General features: G+C 63.4%; 23 protein-coding genes. 7 read left to right on the top strand and 16 right to left on the bottom strand.

Annotated features, from left to right (window positions below; genetic code table 11):
- Window positions 1–9: 9 nt before the first annotated feature.
- Window positions 10–654 (bottom strand): carbonic anhydrase, encoded by a 645-nt coding sequence (locus tag ABIB90_RS24380; RefSeq protein ID WP_007598798.1) that lies wholly within the window; start codon window positions 652–654, stop codon window positions 10–12.
- Window positions 655–764: 110 nt separating this feature from the next.
- Here ABIB90_RS24380 and ABIB90_RS24375 point away from each other — a divergent pair, with 110 nt between their 5' ends.
- Window positions 765–1,646 carry an HpcH/HpaI aldolase/citrate lyase family protein gene (locus tag ABIB90_RS24375; RefSeq protein WP_354201531.1) on the top strand — a complete coding sequence of 294 codons (882 nt, stop codon included), beginning with the start codon at window positions 765–767 and terminating at the stop codon, window positions 1,644–1,646.
- 26 nt (window positions 1,647–1,672) lie between these two features.
- On the opposite strand, the gene ABIB90_RS24370 is transcribed toward ABIB90_RS24375, so the two are convergent.
- On the bottom strand, window positions 1,673–1,906 hold the full coding sequence (locus ABIB90_RS24370; RefSeq protein WP_354201530.1) for a hypothetical protein: 234 nt from the start codon (window positions 1,904–1,906) through the stop codon (window positions 1,673–1,675).
- Between the two features lie 253 nt (window positions 1,907–2,159).
- Window positions 2,160–2,915, bottom strand: coding sequence for an SDR family oxidoreductase (locus ABIB90_RS24365; RefSeq protein ID WP_354201529.1), 756 nt, complete (start codon window positions 2,913–2,915; stop codon window positions 2,160–2,162).
- Window positions 2,916–3,106: 191 nt separating this feature from the next.
- On the opposite strand from ABIB90_RS24365, the gene ABIB90_RS24360 reads away from it, so the two are divergent.
- From ABIB90_RS24360 to ABIB90_RS24350, 3 genes are all read left to right on the top strand, one after another.
- Window positions 3,107–4,000, top strand: coding sequence for an AraC family transcriptional regulator (locus ABIB90_RS24360; RefSeq protein ID WP_354128855.1), 894 nt, complete (start codon window positions 3,107–3,109; stop codon window positions 3,998–4,000).
- Window positions 4,001–4,011: 11 nt separating this feature from the next.
- Window positions 4,012–4,785 (top strand): N-acyl homoserine lactonase family protein, encoded by a 774-nt coding sequence (locus tag ABIB90_RS24355; RefSeq protein WP_354201528.1) that lies wholly within the window; start codon window positions 4,012–4,014, stop codon window positions 4,783–4,785.
- Between the two features lie 122 nt (window positions 4,786–4,907).
- Window positions 4,908–6,557 (top strand): caspase family protein, encoded by a 1,650-nt coding sequence (locus ABIB90_RS24350; RefSeq protein ID WP_354201527.1) that lies wholly within the window; start codon window positions 4,908–4,910, stop codon window positions 6,555–6,557.
- 51 nt (window positions 6,558–6,608) lie between these two features.
- Here the strand turns inward: ABIB90_RS24350 and ABIB90_RS24345 are convergent, their stop codons facing one another.
- The 4 genes from ABIB90_RS24345 to ABIB90_RS24330 all read right to left on the bottom strand — a co-directional run bounded on the left by ABIB90_RS24345 (window position 6,609) and on the right by ABIB90_RS24330 (window position 9,351).
- Window positions 6,609–7,028, bottom strand: a complete 420-nt coding sequence (locus ABIB90_RS24345; protein ID WP_354201526.1) for a hypothetical protein — start codon at window positions 7,026–7,028, stop codon at window positions 6,609–6,611.
- A 359-nt stretch (window positions 7,029–7,387) separates the two neighbouring features.
- Window positions 7,388–8,173 (bottom strand): glycosyltransferase family 32 protein, encoded by a 786-nt coding sequence (locus ABIB90_RS24340; protein WP_007598809.1) that lies wholly within the window; start codon window positions 8,171–8,173, stop codon window positions 7,388–7,390.
- 81 nt (window positions 8,174–8,254) lie between these two features.
- Entirely contained in the window at window positions 8,255–8,860 is a 606-nt protein-coding gene (gene leuD / locus ABIB90_RS24335; protein ID WP_007598811.1) for a 3-isopropylmalate dehydratase small subunit, read from the bottom strand.
- An 89-nt stretch (window positions 8,861–8,949) separates the two neighbouring features.
- On the bottom strand, window positions 8,950–9,351 hold the full coding sequence (locus ABIB90_RS24330) for a metallopeptidase family protein (RefSeq protein WP_007598813.1): 402 nt from the start codon (window positions 9,349–9,351) through the stop codon (window positions 8,950–8,952).
- Window positions 9,352–9,505: 154 nt separating this feature from the next.
- Between ABIB90_RS24330 and ABIB90_RS24325 the strand changes: the two genes are divergently transcribed.
- The 3 genes from ABIB90_RS24325 to ABIB90_RS24315 all read left to right on the top strand — a co-directional run bounded on the left by ABIB90_RS24325 (window position 9,506) and on the right by ABIB90_RS24315 (window position 10,802).
- Complete coding sequence (locus ABIB90_RS24325) at window positions 9,506–9,787, top strand: hypothetical protein (RefSeq protein WP_035993898.1); 282 nt, start codon at window positions 9,506–9,508, stop codon at window positions 9,785–9,787.
- A 41-nt stretch (window positions 9,788–9,828) separates the two neighbouring features.
- Window positions 9,829–10,089, top strand: a complete 261-nt coding sequence (locus ABIB90_RS24320; protein ID WP_007598817.1) for a hypothetical protein — start codon at window positions 9,829–9,831, stop codon at window positions 10,087–10,089.
- 152 nt (window positions 10,090–10,241) lie between these two features.
- Window positions 10,242–10,802, top strand: a complete 561-nt coding sequence (locus ABIB90_RS24315; protein WP_219681829.1) for a hypothetical protein — start codon at window positions 10,242–10,244, stop codon at window positions 10,800–10,802.
- Between the two features lie 54 nt (window positions 10,803–10,856).
- On the opposite strand, the gene ABIB90_RS24310 is transcribed toward ABIB90_RS24315, so the two are convergent.
- The 9 genes from ABIB90_RS24310 to ffh all read right to left on the bottom strand — a co-directional run bounded on the left by ABIB90_RS24310 (window position 10,857) and on the right by ffh (window position 18,257).
- Window positions 10,857–11,066, bottom strand: a complete 210-nt coding sequence (locus ABIB90_RS24310; RefSeq protein ID WP_007598821.1) for a hypothetical protein — start codon at window positions 11,064–11,066, stop codon at window positions 10,857–10,859.
- Between the two features lie 95 nt (window positions 11,067–11,161).
- Complete coding sequence (gene leuC, locus ABIB90_RS24305; protein WP_007598823.1) at window positions 11,162–12,568, bottom strand: 3-isopropylmalate dehydratase large subunit; 1,407 nt, start codon at window positions 12,566–12,568, stop codon at window positions 11,162–11,164.
- Window positions 12,569–12,895: 327 nt separating this feature from the next.
- Window positions 12,896–13,282, bottom strand: coding sequence for a 50S ribosomal protein L19 (gene rplS, locus ABIB90_RS24300; RefSeq protein ID WP_007598824.1), 387 nt, complete (start codon window positions 13,280–13,282; stop codon window positions 12,896–12,898).
- 110 nt (window positions 13,283–13,392) lie between these two features.
- Window positions 13,393–14,148 (bottom strand): tRNA (guanosine(37)-N1)-methyltransferase TrmD, encoded by a 756-nt coding sequence (trmD, locus tag ABIB90_RS24295; RefSeq protein ID WP_354201525.1) that lies wholly within the window; start codon window positions 14,146–14,148, stop codon window positions 13,393–13,395.
- A gap of 85 nt (window positions 14,149–14,233) precedes the next feature.
- Complete coding sequence (locus tag ABIB90_RS24290) at window positions 14,234–14,914, bottom strand: TapB family protein (protein WP_354201524.1); 681 nt, start codon at window positions 14,912–14,914, stop codon at window positions 14,234–14,236.
- Between the two features lie 49 nt (window positions 14,915–14,963).
- Window positions 14,964–15,713, bottom strand: a complete 750-nt coding sequence (locus ABIB90_RS24285; RefSeq protein ID WP_354201523.1) for a TapB family protein — start codon at window positions 15,711–15,713, stop codon at window positions 14,964–14,966.
- Between the two features lie 43 nt (window positions 15,714–15,756).
- On the bottom strand, window positions 15,757–16,281 hold the full coding sequence (gene rimM, locus ABIB90_RS24280; protein ID WP_354201522.1) for a ribosome maturation factor RimM: 525 nt from the start codon (window positions 16,279–16,281) through the stop codon (window positions 15,757–15,759).
- Between the two features lie 9 nt (window positions 16,282–16,290).
- Complete coding sequence (gene rpsP, locus ABIB90_RS24275) at window positions 16,291–16,623, bottom strand: 30S ribosomal protein S16 (protein WP_007598827.1); 333 nt, start codon at window positions 16,621–16,623, stop codon at window positions 16,291–16,293.
- An 86-nt stretch (window positions 16,624–16,709) separates the two neighbouring features.
- Entirely contained in the window at window positions 16,710–18,257 is a 1,548-nt protein-coding gene (ffh, locus tag ABIB90_RS24270) for a signal recognition particle protein (RefSeq protein ID WP_027514978.1), read from the bottom strand.
- Between the last annotated feature and the right edge of the window lie 230 nt (window positions 18,258–18,487).

The following is an 18,487-nucleotide window of genomic DNA, read 5'->3' as shown; positions in this document are numbered from 1 at the left end:
GCTGGGGACCTAGGCCACCTCGCGCGCGTTCCTGAATTCCTTCGCCGCCTTGTCCAGCACGAACAGCGATCCCTCCGCGACGCCGAAATAGGCGCCGTGGGTCTGCATCTGGCCGCTCTCGACCGCCTTCTGCACGAACGGGAAGGTCATCAGGTTTTCCAGGCTGCGGAACACCGCGGCCTTTTCGATGCGCTCGACGAATTGCGCCATGGTCTCGTGGTCGCGCTGCTCCACCACTTCGCCCGGCTTGATGAACATCTGCATCCATTTGCCGATGAAGTCGCCCGGCGTGAGCGGCTCGATCTTGTCGACGAAGGCGCGGATGCCGCCGCATTGCGCGTGCCCGAGCACCACGATGTGCTTCACCTTCAGCACCGTCACGGCATATTCCAGCGCCGCCGAGACGCCATGCGCGTTGCCGTCGGGCTGATACACCGGCACCAGATTGGCGATGTTGCGGACGACGAAGAGTTCGCCCGGCCCGACGTCGAAGATCACTTCGGGAGAAACGCGGCTATCGCAGCAGCCGATCACCATCACTTCAGGGAACTGCCCCTTCACCGACAGCTCGCGGTAGCGGGTCTGCTCGGTCGGCAGCCGCTGGGTGGCGAAGGCCTTGTAGCCTTCCAGCAAATGCTCTGGGAATGTGGTCATAGCCTATGCCTAATCATATACCGCTGGGACGAACAAGCCTTTCGAATAGGCAGGCCAGATGCTATCGGCTTCGGTCGGAAGTGAGACGAGGAAACGGAAGGAACGCTTGCATGACCCGCCCGCGCCGCAGCCATCTGTTCATGCCCGGCTCCAACCCCCGCGCGCTGGAAAAGGCGCGCAATCTCGCCGCCGACGGCCTGATCCTCGATCTGGAAGATTCCGTCGCGCCCGACGCCAAGGCGGTGGCGCGCGACGGCATCGCTGCCGCGGTCGCGGCCAAAGGGTTTGGCAAGCGCGAGATCCTGATCCGCACCAACGGCCTCGACACGCCCTGGTGGAGCGACGATTTCGCGATGGCCGCCAAGGCCTCGCCGGACGGCATCCTGGTTCCAAAAGTTTCAAGCGTCGAGGACCTCGACACGATCGGCCGTCGTCTCGCCGAACTCGGCGCGGCGCCGACCGTAAAGGTGTGGGCCATGATCGAGACCGCACGCGCCGTGCTGCATGCGGAGGGACTGGCGGCCGCGGGGCGCGATCCAGCGCGGCGCCTGTCAGGCTTCGTGTTCGGCCCGAACGACATCTCGCGCGAGACGCGCATCAAGATGCTGCCGGGCCGCGCCGCGATGATCCCGATGATCACCCATTGCATCCTGGCGACGCGCGCCCATGGCCTCGAAATCCTCGATGGCCCCTACAGCGACATCGCCAATTCCGACGGTTTCGCCACCGAATGCGCGCAAGCGCGCGATCTCGGTTTCGACGGCAAGACCCTGATTCACCCCTCGCAGATCGAAGCCTGCAACGCGATCTTCACCCCGCCCGAAGAGGAAGTCGCGCGCGCGCGAAAGATCATCGCGGCGTTCGAATTGCCGGAGAACGTCTCGCGCGGCGCGATCCGTCTCGACGGCGCCATGGTGGAGCGCCTGCACGCCGACATGGCGCGGCGCACGATCGAGATCGCGGACGCGATTGCGGCGATGGGGAAGGGCTAGATCCGAGGCGCAAAGTGTAGTCGGACCTAACTCGAATGAGTGTCGATCGAAACGAGCTTCGCACCAAGCTCCAAAAGCAGGATCATGGTGAGCGAGTGGAAATCGGATTTTGGATTCAAGGTCGCAGTCCTTGATCCGTGCGGCGTTTCGAGGTTTAGGCGATCGCCATCCTTGATCTGGATTGCGCCGTAATGCGGAGAGCCGCCAAGCTCATATTTGACCACGTATCTGAGTGAAGCGGCTGATTTTTTCTTGGCCATTTCGCAAAGCGCCCTGATGGTGGCCAAATCATATCAGGGAAGTCCTGCCGTGTCGCTCAGGGCCCGACAAACGTCTGTAGAAAATCCATGATAAGGATTGTCGCGCCTCTTAGCGACGCGCGTGATCCGCGCGATCGAGCGACTCCAGCGTTGACGCATTGCGCAGTAGCCGTGTGGGAATCAAAAGGCGATGCTGCGGGCCACAGCGGGCGCGCCGGGGACGCGCCCGCTTCGTAACCCAATCGCGCCTCGCTCAGATCGTCTGGCCGCCGGACACCTCGATCCGCTGCGCCGTGACCCAACGATTGTCGGGACCGAGCAGGCTCGCGACCATCGGTCCGATATCGTCGGGCAGACCGACGCGGCCCAGTGCGGTCATCTGCGCAAATTGGTTGTTCAAATCCGGCATGTCCCGAACCGCGCCGCCGAGAAAATCGGTTTCGATTGCGCCCGGCGCGACGATGTTGGCCGTGATGCCGCGTCCACCAAATTCCTTGGCCATGTAGACGGTCAGAACCTCGATGGCGCCCTTCGCAGCCGCGTAGGCCGAGAAGCCGGGGAAGGACACGCGCGTCAGCCCGCTGGAGAAGTTGATGATCCGGCCCTTGTCGGCGAGCAAGGGTAGCAAGGCCTGCGTCAGGAAGAATGGTCCTTTGACGTGCGTGGCGAACAGGGCGTCGAATTGTTGCTCCGTCGTCTCCGCGATCGCGGCCATCTCGCCCTGACCGGCATTGTTGACGAGGTGATCGAATCTCTCGGCGCGCCAATGCTCCGCCAACGCGGATCGAACTTTTGTGAAGAACGTGGGAAAGCTCGACACCGCGGTGACATCAAGCTCCAGCGCGATGGCCTTGCGCCCCAGCGATTCAATCTCGGCGACGACTTCGCGTGCTGCGGCGGCCCCGTTGCGATAGGTCACGATCACATCGCCGCCGTGACGTGCGATGGCGATGGCGGTGTTGCGGCCAAGGCCGCGACTGGCCCCGGTGACGAGAGAAATGGTGGGCATCGGAAATTCCTCGAAGCGTTGCGGTGATCTCCGTTTGCCCGCGATCGATCGTCCGGTGTTGCCGGATCCTCGGAGTGCCTTGCCCAACACTCCGGGATGCGGCGACGGCGGACTTGCCCAAAACTCCTGATTTTCTGCCTGAACGGCCGGCGCCGATTGCTTGCGCGCCGGGCTCGGCCTAAAATTGGCGCGTGACCGAAACGCTGCTCCAGATCGCCAGTCGTTATTCCGCGGCTCACGCCGACGACAGGGGCGTCGCCTCCACGCCCTTCGCCGGCGTCTCGATCATCCGCGAGACCGCGCCGAGTGCGCTCCTGTACGCGATCTCCAGGCCTCTGGTCGCGCTCGTCTTGCAAGGCGCCAAACGTGTGGCGACCGGCCGGACGTCCTTCGACTTCGGCGCAGGCGCTTCCTTGTTGATTGCGAGTGATGTGCCGACGGTCAGCCAGATCACGCGCGCGACGGCGGCCACGCCCTATCTTTCGCTCGTCGTCGAGCTCGACCCCACCATCATTGAGGGGCTGGTGGTCGAGATGGGGTCGCTCCCGTTCATTCCGTCGCAGCCGCTGCGGGTCGAACCGACAGAGCAGGAACTCGCGGACGCAGCGCTCCGGCTGCTGCGCCTGATCGACCGTCCCTCGGCCTTGCCGATCCTGCGCGGCCATTTGATGCGAGAGCTGCATTATTGGCTGCTGGCCGGCCGCCACGGCGGGGCCATCAGGGCGCTCGGAATTGCCGATAGCCATGCACAGCGGATCGGCCGCGCGGTTGCGCTCATTCGTGCCGGCTATGCCAAGCCGTTGCGCGTCGATCGATTGGCCAAGGCCGCGGCGATGAGCCCGTCGGCATTTCACGCGCACTTCCGGAGCGTCACTTCGCTGACCCCGCTACAGTTTCAGAAACAGCTTCGCCTGATCGAAGCCCGTCGCGCGATGCTGGCCGACGGTGCGCAGATCGCGACCGCTGCTCATCAGGTCGGCTACGAAAGCATCACGCAGTTCACGCGAGAATATTCCCGGCTGTTCGGCATGCCGCCTGGGCGCGACATGCGCGAGGCGAAGCGCCGGATTGAATCGGCGGCTTGATGAGTTCCCTAATGGCGACGGTTGACAGACTCTACATCCTCGACGGCGGCATTGCGCAGGTCTCGGACGGTTCGATCTATTCTCCGGGCATCAATGTCGGGATACCCATGACGCTGAGCTGCAATGCCTATCTCGTCAGTCATCGTGGCGAATGGCTGATCTGGGATACGGGCATCGAGGATGCGCTAGCGAAGCATCCGGAAGGACGCATCATTGTCCATGGCATACGCGGCGTCGTGCGTCGTCCCATCGCGGACCAACTGGACGAAATCGGGGTGCGGCCCCGCGACATCGGCACGATCCTGCTTTCCCACGCGCATTTCGATCATATTGGAAATGTCGATCTGTTCGAGAATGCAAGATGGATCGCCCAGCGGGCTGAATTCGAGGCCATGTTCGGACCGGAGCCTGAAGAATTCGGCTATTCGCTACAGCACTACAAATCGTTGAAGGAGCGGCCGTACGAGATCGTCGATGGTGACCACGACGTATTTGGCGACGGCGCTGTGCGCATGATCTTCACGCCGGGCCATACCCTCGGGCATTGCTCGCTCATGGTGAGGCTACCGCGGCGCGGCGCTGTGCTGCTGAGCGGCGACGTCGCGCACAATCGCGAGAACCTCCGGCACATGCGCGTGCCGTCCTTCAATGCCGACCCGCAGGCAACGGTCGCATCCATGGCCAAAGTGGTCGAGCTGCTTCGCTCCGAGAATGCCGAAATCTGGATCAATCACGATACGGCTGAGAGCGACGAGCTGCCTCACGCGCCAGACTGGATCGTGTAAGCGCGCGTCACCGTGGCGCGATCGCAGCACGATCGAGCGCCCGCGATTCTGCCTTTTCCCGTTGCGGCGGTGAAGAACAATGCTACCTTCGCGCCCGACATTTTGATCCGGGCAAGCATTTGATGCGCGTTCTTTGGCTAGCTGCCGTCGTCGCCACTTCACTCTCGTTGGTCTCGCCGGCGCTTGCGCAGCAGGCCCGGGTGGCGCTCGTCATCGGAAACGGTGCCTATGAGAAAGTGCCCGAATTGCCGAACCCGACGCGCGATGCGGCAGACGTTGGTCGCGCGCTGGAGCGGCTTGATTTCAAAGTCACCCAGGTCAAGAACGCGACGGCGCAAGAGATGAGGAAGGCCGTCGTCGAGTTCGGCCGCTCTGCCGAGGGAGCAGACCTTGCGGTCGTTTTCTATGCCGGACACGGCATGGAGGTCAGCGGCGAGAATTGGCTGATTCCGGTTGGCGCAGAGCTGCGCAGCGATACCGACATCGAAAGCGAGGCCATCAGCCTGCGCTCGGTGAGCCTTCAGGTTTCGAAGGCACGAAAGTTGGGCCTTGTGATACTGGACGCATGCCGCAACAATCCTTTTGCCGCAAAGATGAGGCGCTCGCTGAGCACCCGGGCCGTGGCTCGCGGGCTCGCTCCGACGGAGCCTTCCGATAACGTTCTGATTGCATACGCCGCCCGGGACGGTACTACGGCAAGTGACGGGGATGGCCGGAACAGCCCATTCACGGCATCGCTCCTTCGCCACATTGAAACGCCGGGGCTGGAGATATCGTTTCTGTTTCGTCGTGTTCGTGACGACGTGATGGCGGCCACCAGACGCGAGCAGCAGCCTTTCGTGTATGGCTCTTTGTCGAAGGAAGAGATTTACCTGAGAGTTCCTGTGGCGAGCGCTCAAACGCCAGTCGCGTCGGCTCCCGTGCCCGCAGATGCCGCGGAAGACGAGAAGTTTTGGCTGGCTATCCAGATGTCCACGGTGGCAGGCCTCTACGAGGAGTTTCTGGCCAGGTATCCCCGCAGCAGTCACGTCGCAGAAGCGCGCCAGCGGGTCAAGAATTTCAAGGCCAACGAAGTTGCGGTGCTCTCATCTCCAGCTGCCCCTCCGAAACCGGACGCAAAAACCGTCGTCCGAAATCTATTTGCGCCCGAAGATAATCAGAAAGTTGCAGCCATCGCGGCAGCTCAGCAACTCAAACTGCCAAGCTTCGCTATCTCGCCTGATCAGAATGATCCGCTCAATGCCAATTCCAGATTTGTCGGCGTGTGGTCCAACAAGCGTGGATGGACGAATGGCAAAGGGCGGTATGCCATGCTGATCGTTACGGAGGTCTCTGCCACCGGATTAGCCAAGGGACACTACCTTTGGGGGCCGCCGACAAAGGCATCGTGGGTGAAGGATCAGGCGGGGTATCGATCGTTTTCCGAATACATTGTGAACGACAAATTTTCCATCAGCGGAACACCTGTCACCGTCAGGATGGACAAGAACGTCCTTGCGCTGTCGTCCGTCAACAAGGAAAATCCAACTGAGACGGCGAACATAGAGCTCCGCCCTGTCTGGAAGCTCGTGCCGGTGCCAGAGGATGTTGAGCCTTCAAGCAAGCGCGAGAAAACCTCGCAGCCTCATGCTGCCAAAAAGGAAAGCGCGGCCGAACCTAGCCCGCCAAGCAATGTCAGTGGGACGGGCATGGAAGAGCGCTATCGTGCTTGCAGAAGGCTCGTCAAAGGATTTGCCCGGCGCGAGGCTTGTGCCCGAACGGGCGTGATCTAGCACCGGCGGGACATCCGGCCGCTAAACTAATCCCTTGATAAGAGCAATGCCTCAGCGATGCGAGTGATCGGCCCGGTCGAGCGACTCCAGTGTCGAGGCATTGGCGCAGAAGCCGTGGTAGTTCTCCACGGCGGTACCGTCGGCCAGCTCGCGATCGCACTGGCCCTTGTGGCTGCAAAGCGCGCACACCCGCTCCATGTCGCGCAGCAGCAGCGGATGCGCGCGGCCGAGCCCTTCGGCGCTGATGCCGAGCTGCTCGAGCATCTTCGGCAGCTCGTCGGCGGAGTGCCGGCCATGGCGGACCAGCTCTTCGAGGCCGTCAGGCGCGATCCGCAGATCTTGCGCGATGCGATCGAAATCAGCGCGGTCGAGCTGCCGGATCTCGTTCAGCTCGCGGCGATGCTTCAGCCAGCTTGCAAAGGATTCGATGAGGTCCTGGACAATGGGATAAGGCCTGGTTGCGGTGCTCATGCGAAGCTCCATTGGAACGGCGGAATTGGAGCGAGACTAGGCACAATGGTGCAGGTGCGCGTTGCGCTGGATCAAATTGGATGTGTCGGTGAAACTGATCCCGTGCCCCTAAAGCACATCGGCCCAACTCGAATCGAGTTCAGGAAACAGCGATGCTCTTTCCGTTCCCTCCCCCCTTGTGGGGGAGGGGCAGGGAGGGGGGTGCCACACGGGGACTCTTTCGGTCGAGTATCGACACCCGATGCATCGCCAATACCCAGCACCTCTTCCTGGGCCACCCCTCTCCCTAGCCCTCCCCCACAAGGGGGGAGGGAACGCACCGCCGTCGCGGCGCCGGGCGAGTCTCATCCCATCAGGCGTTAGCCGAACCGCTCCGTCGCCCATGCATAAAGACTACCCGGAATCGGCTTCTCACCACCCCTTCCCTTGGGCGAGATGTGCAGGCCGATGATCTCGCGGTCGGTGACGAGGCCGAGATAGCTCGAGGGATCGAAGAATAGTTTTGGCTCGGCATGCACGGCGTAGAACGATTGCTTCGGCAAGGCGCAGTGCAGCTCGCCGGTGCGGCGCGCGAGCGCGGTGAGTGCCGCCGGGCCGAAGATCGCAACACGGATATCGGAGAGGCGGTTCGAGCCGCCGCGCAGGCGGCGCATCGCAAACGTGACGCGATGGCGTATCGACAGCCAGTTCGGCGTCAGCTCCTCCTGCTCCATCAGCTCTTCGAAGGCGGCAACGATGCCGTGCCGGGGCGGAAGGTAAATCACGGAATTGCCGAGCTGGCGCGGACGCTCCCACGCGAAGTAGGGCTTTGCCGGATCGATCTCGACGGGCCTCAGCAGCAGCACGTCGGCGTCGAGCCAGAGGCCGAGGCCCTTCGCCATCAGCTTCATGCGGAAGAAGTCGCTGAACTGAAGCGTGGTCCAGTCGCGCCAGCTGCCGTCCGGCTGCGGCGGTCGCAATCGTTCGGAGAACGCATGCGGCAGGATCGCCTCGGCGTCCGCGTTGCCGACGCCTGCGGGCAGGCCGGGAATGGTGTCGAAACTGTAGACCGTGACCTTGTGGCCGGCAGCCAGCTGCGAGCGCAGACAGGTCTGGCGCAGGGCGTCCATTGGGCCGTGCCAGAAGGTGACGATGTCAGGCAACATGGGCGCAAGCTATAGAGGACAACGCTGGCAAAGAAAAAGCCCCGGCGCTGTCAGCACCGGGGCTCAAACAAAAACTTGAGATCAGGCCCAGGCGCGTTCGCGCTTGAGCTTCTCCTCATAGGTATCGATCGAGGCCTTCTTCTCCATCGTCAGGCCGATGTCGTCGAGGCCGTTGATCAGGCAGTGCTTGCGGAACGGGTCGATCTCGAACTTGACCATGCCGCCGTCGGGGCCGCGAATCTCCTGGTTCGGCAGATCGATCGTCAACGTCGCGTTGGCGCCGCGCTCGGCGTCGTCGAACAGCTTGTCGAGGTCTTCCTGGGCCACGCGGATCGGCAGAATGCCGTTCTTGAAGCAGTTGTTGTAGAAGATGTCGCCGAACGAGGTCGAGATCACGCAGCGGATGCCGAAGTCGAGCAGCGCCCAGGGCGCATGCTCGCGGCTCGAGCCGCAGCCGAAATTGTCGCCGGCGACCAGCACCTTCGCATTGCGATAGGCGGGCTGGTTGAGGACGAAATCGGGATTCTCGCTGCCGTCGTCCTTGTAGCGCTGCTCGGAGAAGAGCCCCTTGCCAAGGCCGGTGCGCTTGATGGTCTTGAGGTACTGCTTCGGAATGATCATGTCGGTATCGACATTGATGATCTTCAGCGGCGCCGCGACGCCTTCCAGCGTGGTGAACTTGTCCATGGTTGCGCTTTCCCGGGGTGGTCTAGGGAACCGGTATTTATCGCGATCGGGGCGGAAATCCTAGGCCGAATTCGGCAGATCTCGTCTGCCTAACCGGGCTCTTGAGCCTCGATCGCGGCCATATCGTCGTCCGACAGGCCGAAATGATGGCCGATCTCGTGGATCAGGACGTGGCGAACGATATGGCCGAGGCTTTCGTCGTGCTCGGCCCAGTAATCCAGGATCGGCCGGCGGTAGAGCCACACCATGTTGGGCAGCCGCGCCACGTCGCCAAAACTCTGCTGCGGCAGGCCGACGCCCTGGAACAGGCCGAGCAGGTCGAACTCGCTCTCGCATGCCATCTCGTCCAGGACTTCCTCGGTGGGGAAGTCGTCGACGCGGATGATCACGCCCTCGCACAGCCTACGAAACTCCGCCGGCAGGCGTTCGAAGACTTCATGCGCCATGGCTTCCATCTCGGCCAGCGAGGGCGCTTTCAATTCCGTCCACATGGGCTTCTCATAGCGTGGGTTTCGCGGCGACGCATCCGGCTTTATAAGCGCGGCGAGGTTGACGGGCGCCGTCAAAACGGGGAGCGTAGGGCCTCGAGTGGACGTTCAAGTGGGCGGAAAAATGCGAGCGAAAACAGCGCTGACGCTACTGTGCATGGGGTTGTTTTCGCAGTTTTGCGTTGGCGCGGAGGCCCAGACCGCGGCTCCCGGGATCAGGCTGGCCCAGGCGGCCTCCCGAGACGATCTGCCGCCGCCGCGCAAGCGGCCCCCGGCGCGCCTGCGCGTCACGCCCTATTACAGTCCGGATGGCGTCTATCCCCGTTACAATCCCGGTCCCGATGCGGTCCGCGAGTGCAACGCCACCTATGTGCAGGAATTTCGCCCCAGCGGCACGGTGATCGTGCCGCATATGAGCTGCTACTGGCGCCGGGGCTGATACGAACGCCGTGCCCGTCGCGCGCTGAGGCGGAGGTCGTCATGACGAGATGGTTCGCATTGGCGGTTGGCGTCGGGCTTGCCGCAGGCCTGTCTCACGCGTCCGCTGCGCACAGGGTGACGAAGCTGCCCGATGCGTCGGCCGGGCGCGCGGTGTTCGACGGGCGCCGACATGTGCGGTCCGACGTCGTGCGATACGCCCCGCGTCGTGATCCGCATTACTACGCGCGGCCGGTCTACTACCGTCCTTATCCCTACGGCGTGCCCGCACCGTTCGTGCTCGGCTTCGGGCCGTGGCGGTGACCTCGCGGCGCGATGCTGCGCCCGTCGTTCATTCATGAGGCATTCACGTCGCTGTCCCTAATTTAATCTTGGGAGCGACCGCCAATGAACAGGGATGATGCACGCCGGGAGCGAGCGTCGCAACTCCGCTGTCCAGATTCAGGGAGAAGTCGATGCTGAGAATATTGGGTCTCAGGGCAAGCCCGATGCGCTTGCTCGGCATTGCGGCCGCCGCGACGCTGATGCTGTCGGCCGGAACGACGCGTCGTGCTGAGGCGATGACTCCAATCAATCCGACGGCGTTGCCTGTGGCGAAGGCCGCAAGTGACGATGTGATCCCGGTTCGCCACGGCGGCGGTGGCGGCGGTGGGCATGGTGGCGGCGGCTTTCATGGCGGCGGCGGTTTCCACGGTGGAGGCGGCTTCCACGGTGGCGGAGGACATATCGGTGGCTTCCGCGGCGGTGGTTTCCATGCTGGTGGCTTCCGCGCCGCGCCCGCGTTTCATGGCGGCGGCTATCGCTACGGCGGAGTTCGCCACTATGGCGGAGGCGGATTCCACCGCTACGGCATCTATCGCCCGCATTACGGCTATCGCCATTTTCATCGGCGCTATTACGGCGGCTACTATCCCTATTACAGCCATCCGCGCCGATGCCGGGTCATCTGGACCTATTACGGCCCGCGCCGCGTCTGCCGCTGGCATCGCTGGCACCATCCGTACCGCTATTGGTAAGCACGATCGAAATGAAAAGGGCGCCTCGACGGCGCCCTTTGTTCATCCGGTGGCTTAAAGCCAATCCTTCAGTTTCCACGACGCCGACGTCCATCGCGTCAGGTTCTCGATCTTCCATTGCTTGAACATCGCCGGCGGCCAGCGGCTGAGCTTCGAGGTCTCCTCGACCTCGGGCTTGGCGACCATGCGCAGCGGTGCCGCGCGCCGCCGATGCTGGGGCGTCGCCGCGCTGATCAGATCGACATATTCAGGCTTGCTGGCCATGAGCTCGTGTCCTCGCGAAACCCTCGCGAGGACACACTGTCGGCGCTACCGATTAACGGCGGTTTGCCGCAATCGCTCAAATTAAAGCGAGCAGCTTACCGCCACTCCCTGATGTCGACGAAGTGACCCGCGATCGCCGCGGCCGCCGCCATCGCCGGCGACACCAGATGGGTGCGGCCCTTGAAGCCCTGGCGGCCCTCGAAGTTGCGGTTCGAGGTCGAGGCGCAGCGCTCTTCCGGAGCCAGCTTGTCGGGGTTCATCGCGAGGCACATCGAGCAACCGGGCTCGCGCCATTCGAAGCCGGCGTTGATGAAGATCTTGTCCAGACCTTCAGCCTCGGCCTGCTCCTTCACGAGGCCGGAGCCCGGCACGACCATGGCGTTGACGCCGCCCGCGACCTGCTTGCCTTCCGCGATCTTGGCGGCGGCGCGCAGATCCTCGATCCGGCCGTTGGTGCAGGAGCCGATGAAGATGCGGTCGAGCTTGATGTCGGTGATCTTCGTCCCCGCGGTCAGGCCCATATATTTCAGCGCGCGGTGCTTCGACAGGCGCTTGGCCTCGTCCGCGATCTTGTCGGGATCGGGCACGCTGCCGGTGACCGAGATGACGTCCTCAGGCGAAGTGCCCCAGGTCACGATCGGCGGCAGCTTCGCTGCATCGAGCCGCAGCTCGTGGTCGAAATGCGCGCCCTCGTCGGAGCGCAAGCGCTCCCAGTAGCGCATCGCCGCATCCCAGTCGGCGCCCTTCGGTGCCTTCGGGCGGCCGCGCAAGAAGTCGAACGCCTTCTGGTCGGGCGCGACGAGGCCGGCGCGCGCGCCACCTTCGATCGACATGTTGCAGACCGTCATGCGGCCTTCCATGCTGAGCGCACGGATCGCGTCGCCGGCGTATTCGAGCACGTAGCCGGTGCCGCCCGCGGTGCCGATCTCGCCGATGATCGCGAGGATGATGTCCTTGCCCGTCACACCGTCCGGCAATTTGCCGTCGACGGTGACGCGCATGTTCTTCGCCTTCTTCTGGATCAGCGTCTGCGTCGCCAGCACGTGTTCGACTTCCGACGTGCCGATGCCGTGCGCGAGCGCGCCGAACGCACCATGCGTCGAGGTGTGGCTGTCTCCGCAGACGATGGTGGTGCCGGGCAGCGTGAAGCCCTGCTCGGGGCCGATGACGTGGACGACGCCCTGACGCTTGTCGAACTCGTCGTAATATTCGATGCCGAATTCCCTGGCGTTGTCGGCCAGTGCCTTGATCTGCTCGATGCTTTCAGGATCGGGGTTCGGCTTGGTGCGGTCGGTGGTCGGCACGTTGTGATCGACGACGGCCAGCGTCTTCTCGGGCGCGTGGACCTTGCGGCCGGTGGCGCGCAGGCCTTCGAACGCTTGCGGTGAAGTGACCTCGTGCACCAGATGGCGATCGATATAGAGCAGGCAGGTGCCGTCCTCGGCTTCGTGCACCAGATGGTCGTTCCAGATCTTGTCGTACAATGTGGTCGGCTTGGGCATGAGCGTCAGCTCCAGGAATGTTGTGTAGAGCGGGTTGCGCGGCTGGCGCGCGGGGCAACGAAATCGTCAGCGCAGCTTTTAGGCTGCGCGCGTAAGCTCTGACGTTGCCGAGGTCGCGAAGCGTCCGAAGAACCGGCCGGGCAGCCGCGAGCGATCGTCGATGACGACGCGCTTGACGGGCGAGAGGCTGGTCAAATCTGGAAACATTCCAAGAATATATAGCAGGCCGAACTGGAATCGCGAGGGCTTTGACGCGCACGGCTGACGCAACAAAAAAGCGCGGGGCTTGGCGCCCCGCGCTTTTGGAAACTCGCATGTAAGCGGAGCTTACTCGTTGACGGCAGCAGCCGGGCGGTCCTGCTTCTTCTCGACGATGCGGGCCGACTTGCCGCGAAGGTTGCGGAGATAATAGAGCTTGGCGCGACGCACCTTGCCGCGGCGCACCACCTTGATCGAGTCGATCATCGGCGACATCACCGGGAACACGCGCTCCACGCCTTCGCCGTACGAAATCTTGCGCACCGTGAAGCTCTCGTTGAGACCGCCGCCGGAACGGCCGATGCAAACGCCTTCATAGGCCTGCACGCGGGTGCGGTCGCCTTCGACGACCTTCACGTTGACGATCACGGTATCGCCGGGGCCGAACTCCGGGATCTCCTTGTTGGCGGAGAGCTTGTCGAATTGCTCTTTTTCGAGCTGTTGGATCAGGTTCATGGGTAAATCTCCATCGGCGCGCCCAGCCTTGGAAAACGGGGGCTGCGCGAAATTCGTTTATCCAGCCATTGCGGATGTGGCCGCTGCTATAAGGCAAGCCGGAGCGTTTGTCACCCGTCTGTCTTGTTTTTTGGCGTTTTTTGGCGTCCGACCCGATTCGGGACTTTGCTCGGGATCCGGGCCCACAAATCCGGTCGCCGGGCCGCCGTCAGGGCCTCGGATTCCGCCCGCCGCCAGCTCGCGACCTTGGCATGGTCGCCCGAGGTCAGGATCTCCGGGATCGGGGTTCCCTCGAACAGCTGCGGCCGGGTGTATTGGGGGTATTCGAGCAGGCCGTCGGAGAAGCTTTCCTCGGTTCCCGAGGCTTCCTTGCCCATCACGCCCGGCAGCAGCCGAACACAGGCGTCGATCAGGGCCAGGGCCGCGATTTCACCGCCGGAGAGGACGTAATCCCCGATCGAGACCTCCTCCAGGCCCCGCCCGTCGATCACGCGCTGGTCCACCCCCTCGAACCGCCCGCAGACGATCAGGGGACCCGGACCCTTGGCCAGTTCGAGGACGCGGGCCTGGGTCAATGGCCGACCTCTCGGGCTCATCAGCAATTTCGGCCGGTCCGGGCCGATCCCGGCGGCATCGATCGCGGCCGCCAGAACATCGGCCCGAAGCACCATGCCCGGTCCGCCGCCGGCCGGGGTGTCATCGACGCTGCGATGGCGGTCGGTAGCCGAGGCCCGGATGTCCCGCGCCTCCAGTTCCCAGAGCCCGCCAGCCAGCGCCCGGCCGGCCAGGCTCACGCCCAGCGGCCCCGGAAACATCTCCGGAAACAGCGTCAGCACCGTCGCGCGCCAGGGTGTGGAAGTCGTCATGGCCGCTGGTTAGGGCATTGCGGGCAGCGGGTCGAGGGCTCAATGAACGGCGGACTTCGCCATCAGGTCATCGCAGCGCGCAGCCCTATTTCTTGCGACCGTATTCGACGAGTTCGCTCGTGCTGCTGTTCACCACATGATTATCTGCCCGCACCACGAAGCTACGCTTGACCCAGTGATCGATCGCCGGTGCGTACCAAGTCTGCGCCGCGATCTCTCCCTTCTTGGATGGGTCGTTGGTCGAGTGCCTGGAGACGACCGTTTCGATCTTGAATGTGTCGAACCTGCCGGCCTTGGTTGTGATGGTTTCCTGGCCGACGACTTTTGCATTGACGGATCGTCTGAAGATGTTGCCGTTTTGCGAGTTGACGTCGTCTGCGGTGACGCTCCAGGCGGCGCCAACCTTCAATGGCGCGCGAATTCCCGAGCCGTCAATCGGCTGGTATTTCCATGGGCCTGTGCTCTTCAGGTTCCATGACCGGTCATAGACGTTGAGCCGATCGCCGCTTTTGCCTCCGGTGATATCAACGCGGATCTCGCCGGGGTTTACTTGGGTGACGATCGATTTGCGGACTTCAGTGCTTCCGCCGATTTCGTCTCGCACCTCGTACGTCCAGAAATCACCCGGGATCGGCTCTTCCATTGAAGTGGGCGACTTTGTTTCGACCCCACTTGAAGCAGCAGGCAGCGCGTCTCTCTCGGCGGCTTGTGCCGCGGGGACGCCGGCGAGCAGGCAAATCATCGCCGCAGTGGCGCGACGAAACATCAAGTGCCTCCAGCAAGATCCATAACGATCGGAATCCGCCGACCAGCGACTAGCGGCGGCCATATTCGATCAACTCGAGAGAGCCCTTGTCGCTGACCTTGCCGGCCGACTTGTTGACCCAAGTGCGCTTCACCCAATGATCGATTGCCGGCGCGTACCACGTCTGCTGCTCGGTCTGAAACTTCTTGGTCGGATCATTTGCGTTTCGCATTTCGAGCGACGTCTCAATCTTGTACGTCTCGAACGTGCCGGCGCGTGTCGTGATGCTTTCCTGACCGGTAATTTTTGATTTGACGGAGCGCTTCAGACTGGCGCCGTTGCTGCTATTGAAATCACTCGAACTGGCTGTCCAGGACTTGCCGACCTGAAGTGGGGCCTTGATGCCTGAGCCGTCGTTTGGGGTAAATTTCCACGTACCATTGTCGACGACATTCCACGAATGATCGAAGGTCTGGAATCCGAGGCCCGGCTTTCCGAGAAAAGTCAGGCGGATGCCGATTTCGGCGGGGGATACATCGGTTATGGTTTGGGTGACCGTCGATTTCAGCTCGCCCGTGATCTCGTCGCGAAATTCGAAGGTCCAGCGATCGCCCGTCCGCGGCTCTTGCTGCTCGGGCGCTTCCGTGGATGCCTCGGCAGGCGGCTGGCTCGGCGCCGTTTGGGCCGCGAGCACGCTGACAGACGCAAGCAGGCCGATCGTTGCCAAGAGACAGCGCTGCAACATTTGTATCTCCGGATGTTCAGGAATCGTCGAGGGGGGATGCAACCCAAACGTGAACGAGCCGGACAGCAAACGCAAGTCTCTATTTTGTGAGGCTGATCCACGGCCTGTCACCGTCATGTCATGACGGCGACGCCTCGTCATCACTTTCGATTTCCTGCGGCAGCGCGATCACGACGCGGCCCCCTGTGAGATCGACCTCCGGCACCACCGCGTCCGTGAACGGCAGCAGCATCGTGGTCCCCGTGGGCGGCGCGATCTCGATGATGTCGCCGGCGCCGAAATTGTGGATCGCGAGCACGCGGCCGAGCGCATCGCCGGCCGTGGTGACGGCGGCGAGCCCGATCAGATCGGTGTGGTAATATTCGCCCTCGTCCGTCGCGGGCAGCTTTTCGCGCGCGACGTAGAGCTCGATGCCGTTGAGGCGCTCGGCCTCATCGCGGGTCGTGACGCCCTTGAACGTCGCAACCAGATGATCCTTGGCCGCGCGCGCCGTTGCGACCTCGAACTGGCGCTTGCCATCCTTGGACGAGAGCAGGCCGTAGCTCCGCACGGCAAATGGATCCTCGGTAAAGGTCCACAGTTTGACCGCGCCGCGCACACCATGCGCGGCGCCGATCCGCGCGACGCAGACCAGCGCCGGCATGATCTGGCCTTAACCCTTCGCGGCGGCTTCGGCCTGCGCCTTGCGCTCCTTGCGCGGCACGGCCTTCTCGGGATTGTTGCGCACTTCGCGCTTCTTGACGCCGGCGGCGTCGAGGAAGCGGGACACGCGGTCCGACGGCTGCGCGCCCTTGGCGAGCCAGGCCTTCACCTTGTCCATGTCGAGCTTCAGACGGGTCTCGTTGTCCTTCGGCAGCAGCGGGTTGAAATAGCCGAGACGCTCGATGAAGCGACCGTCGCGGGGAAAGCGCGAATCGGCGACGACGACGTGATAGACGGGGCGCTTCTTGGTGCCTGCGCGGGCGAGACGGATAACGACGGACATCTAAGTTCTCCTTCAAAGTACGTTTTGTTCGGTTGATTGGTATTCCGCGTTGCGCGAGACCGTTGCGATCTCCCGCGACGAATTCCTCATTTCTTCTTGCCCGGGAAACCGCCGAGGCCCGGCAGCATCGGCTTGCCGCTCAGCCCGGTCAGGCCCGGAACGTTCGGCAGACCCTGGCGCAGCCCGGGCGGCAAATCCTTCGGCAGGCTGGGCAGACCTTGTCCGCCGCCACCCTGCATCTTCTCCTGCAGCGCCTTCATCTCTTCCGGCGAAGGCGGCTTCATGCCGCCGCCAAAACCCATCGCCTGGGCGATGCCCGCGAGCGGACCGCGCTTGCCGGAGCCCATGGCCTTCATCATGTCGGCCATGTTCCGGTGCATCTTCAGCAGCTTGTTGACCTGCTCGACGCTCTGGCCGGAACCTGCGGCGATACGCTTCTTGCGGCTGGCCTTGAGCAGATCGGGATGACGGCGCTCGTCGCGCGTCATGGAATCGATCACCGCGACCTGGCGCTTCAAGATCTTGTCGTCGATGCCGGCGGCCGCGATCTGGTTCTTCATCTTGGCGATGCCGGGCATCATGCCCATCAGGCCGCTGATGCCGCCCATGTTCGCCATCTGCGACAGCTGCTCGCGCATGTCGTTGAGGTCGAACTGACCCTTGCGCATCCGCTCGGCGGTGCGCGCAGCCTTTTCCGCGTCGATATTGGCCGCAGCGCGTTCGACCAGCGACACCACGTCGCCCATGCCGAGGATGCGGCCGGCGATACGGTCGGGATGGAAATCCTCCAGCGCATCGGTCTTTTCACCGGTGCCGAGCAGCTTGATCGGCTTGCCGGTGACCGCGCGCATCGACAACGCGGCGCCGCCGCGGCCGTCGCCATCGACTCGTGTCAGCACGATGCCGGTGAGGCCGACGCGCTCGTCGAAGGCGCGGGCGAGGTTGACGGCGTCCTGGCCGGTGAGGCTGTCCGCCACTAGCAGCACTTCATGCGGATTGGCGGCGGCTTTGATCGCTGCTGCTTCCGCCATCATCTCTTCGTCGAGCGTGGTGCGGCCGGCGGTGTCGAGCAGCACGACGTCGTAGCCGCCGAGCTTGCCGGCCTCGAGCGCGCGCTTCGCAATCTGGGCCGGCTGCTGGCCGGCGACGATCGGCAGTGTCGGAATGTCGAGATCGCGGCCCAGGACGGCCAGCTGCTCCATCGCCGCAGGACGGTAGATGTCGAGCGACGCCATCAGCACCTTGCGCTTGTCGCGCTGGACCATGCGACGGGCGAGCTTTGCGGTGGTGGTGGTCTTGCCGGAGCCTTGCAGGCCGACCATCATGATCGGCACCGGCGGCACGGAATTGATGTCGATGGTCTGGCTTTCGGCGCCGAGCGTGTTGATCAGCTCGTCATGGACGATCTTGACCACCATCTGGCCTGGCGTCACCGATTTGACGACGGTGGCGCCGATGGCCTGCTCGCGGACCCGCTCGGTGAAGCTGCGCACCACTTCGAGGGCGACGTCGGCTTCCAGCAGCGCGCGGCGCACCTCGCGCATCGCGGCGTCGACGTCCTTTTCGGTCAGCGCACCGCGCCCCGTCAGACGATCGAGAATGCCGCCAAGCCGTTCCGACAGATTGTCGAACAATGCCGTTGTCCTCTTTAACCTCCCCCTGCAAGAGCGGGGCGAGGGAGCAGAAATCCAAACACCTTCACGCCCGAGGGCGCACAGCGCTGTCGGGCGTTGGCCTCTGGCCTCTGGGGCCAGTGGGCGGGTCGAAAAGAAAGTCTTTCCGAGAAGTGCCGGGGTTAAACGCCGCGGCTGCCCGAAAGTCAAGGAAAGTTAGGGTGGCCGAGGCCGCTTTGGAAGGCAAAGCC

Source organism: Bradyrhizobium sp. JR4.1, from assembly GCF_040548605.1.
Classification (GTDB): domain Bacteria; phylum Pseudomonadota; class Alphaproteobacteria; order Rhizobiales; family Xanthobacteraceae; genus Bradyrhizobium; species Bradyrhizobium canariense.
Note: the sequence above shows the minus strand (reverse complement) of the source record. Positions and strands in the feature narration are given on the sequence as shown.

Bases quoted from the DNA above. Each gene is read 5' to 3' on its own strand.
- ABIB90_RS24350 (WP_354201527.1), top strand. From the start codon at position 4,908: ATGCGCGTTCTTTGGCTAGCTGCCGTCGTCGCCACTTCACTCTCGTTG.
- ABIB90_RS24355 (WP_354201528.1), top strand. From the start codon at position 4,012: ATGGCGACGGTTGACAGACTCTACATCCTCGACGGCGGCATTGCGCAG.
- ABIB90_RS24345 (WP_354201526.1), bottom strand. From the start codon at position 7,028: ATGAGCACCGCAACCAGGCCTTATCCCATTGTCCAGGACCTCATCGAA.
- rimM (WP_354201522.1), bottom strand. From the start codon at position 16,281: ATGCCGGCGCTGGTCTGCGTCGCGCGGATCGGCGCCGCGCATGGTGTG.
- ABIB90_RS24290 (WP_354201524.1), bottom strand. From the start codon at position 14,914: ATGTTTCGTCGCGCCACTGCGGCGATGATTTGCCTGCTCGCCGGCGTC.
- ABIB90_RS24315 (WP_219681829.1), top strand. From the start codon at position 10,242: ATGCTGAGAATATTGGGTCTCAGGGCAAGCCCGATGCGCTTGCTCGGC.
- ABIB90_RS24320 (WP_007598817.1), top strand. From the start codon at position 9,829: ATGACGAGATGGTTCGCATTGGCGGTTGGCGTCGGGCTTGCCGCAGGC.
- trmD (WP_354201525.1), bottom strand. From the start codon at position 14,148: ATGACGACTTCCACACCCTGGCGCGCGACGGTGCTGACGCTGTTTCCG.
- ABIB90_RS24380 (WP_007598798.1), bottom strand. From the start codon at position 654: ATGACCACATTCCCAGAGCATTTGCTGGAAGGCTACAAGGCCTTCGCC.
- ABIB90_RS24330 (WP_007598813.1), bottom strand. From the start codon at position 9,351: ATGTGGACGGAATTGAAAGCGCCCTCGCTGGCCGAGATGGAAGCCATG.
- rplS (WP_007598824.1), bottom strand. From the start codon at position 13,282: ATGAACCTGATCCAACAGCTCGAAAAAGAGCAATTCGACAAGCTCTCC.
- leuD (WP_007598811.1), bottom strand. From the start codon at position 8,860: ATGGACAAGTTCACCACGCTGGAAGGCGTCGCGGCGCCGCTGAAGATC.
- ABIB90_RS24340 (WP_007598809.1), bottom strand. From the start codon at position 8,173: ATGTTGCCTGACATCGTCACCTTCTGGCACGGCCCAATGGACGCCCTG.
- ABIB90_RS24365 (WP_354201529.1), bottom strand. From the start codon at position 2,915: ATGCCCACCATTTCTCTCGTCACCGGGGCCAGTCGCGGCCTTGGCCGC.
- ABIB90_RS24370 (WP_354201530.1), bottom strand. From the start codon at position 1,906: ATGGCCAAGAAAAAATCAGCCGCTTCACTCAGATACGTGGTCAAATAT.
- ABIB90_RS24310 (WP_007598821.1), bottom strand. From the start codon at position 11,066: ATGGCCAGCAAGCCTGAATATGTCGATCTGATCAGCGCGGCGACGCCC.
- leuC (WP_007598823.1), bottom strand. From the start codon at position 12,568: ATGCCCAAGCCGACCACATTGTACGACAAGATCTGGAACGACCATCTG.
- ABIB90_RS24325 (WP_035993898.1), top strand. From the start codon at position 9,506: ATGGGGTTGTTTTCGCAGTTTTGCGTTGGCGCGGAGGCCCAGACCGCG.
- ABIB90_RS24375 (WP_354201531.1), top strand. From the start codon at position 765: ATGACCCGCCCGCGCCGCAGCCATCTGTTCATGCCCGGCTCCAACCCC.
- rpsP (WP_007598827.1), bottom strand. From the start codon at position 16,623: ATGTCCGTCGTTATCCGTCTCGCCCGCGCAGGCACCAAGAAGCGCCCC.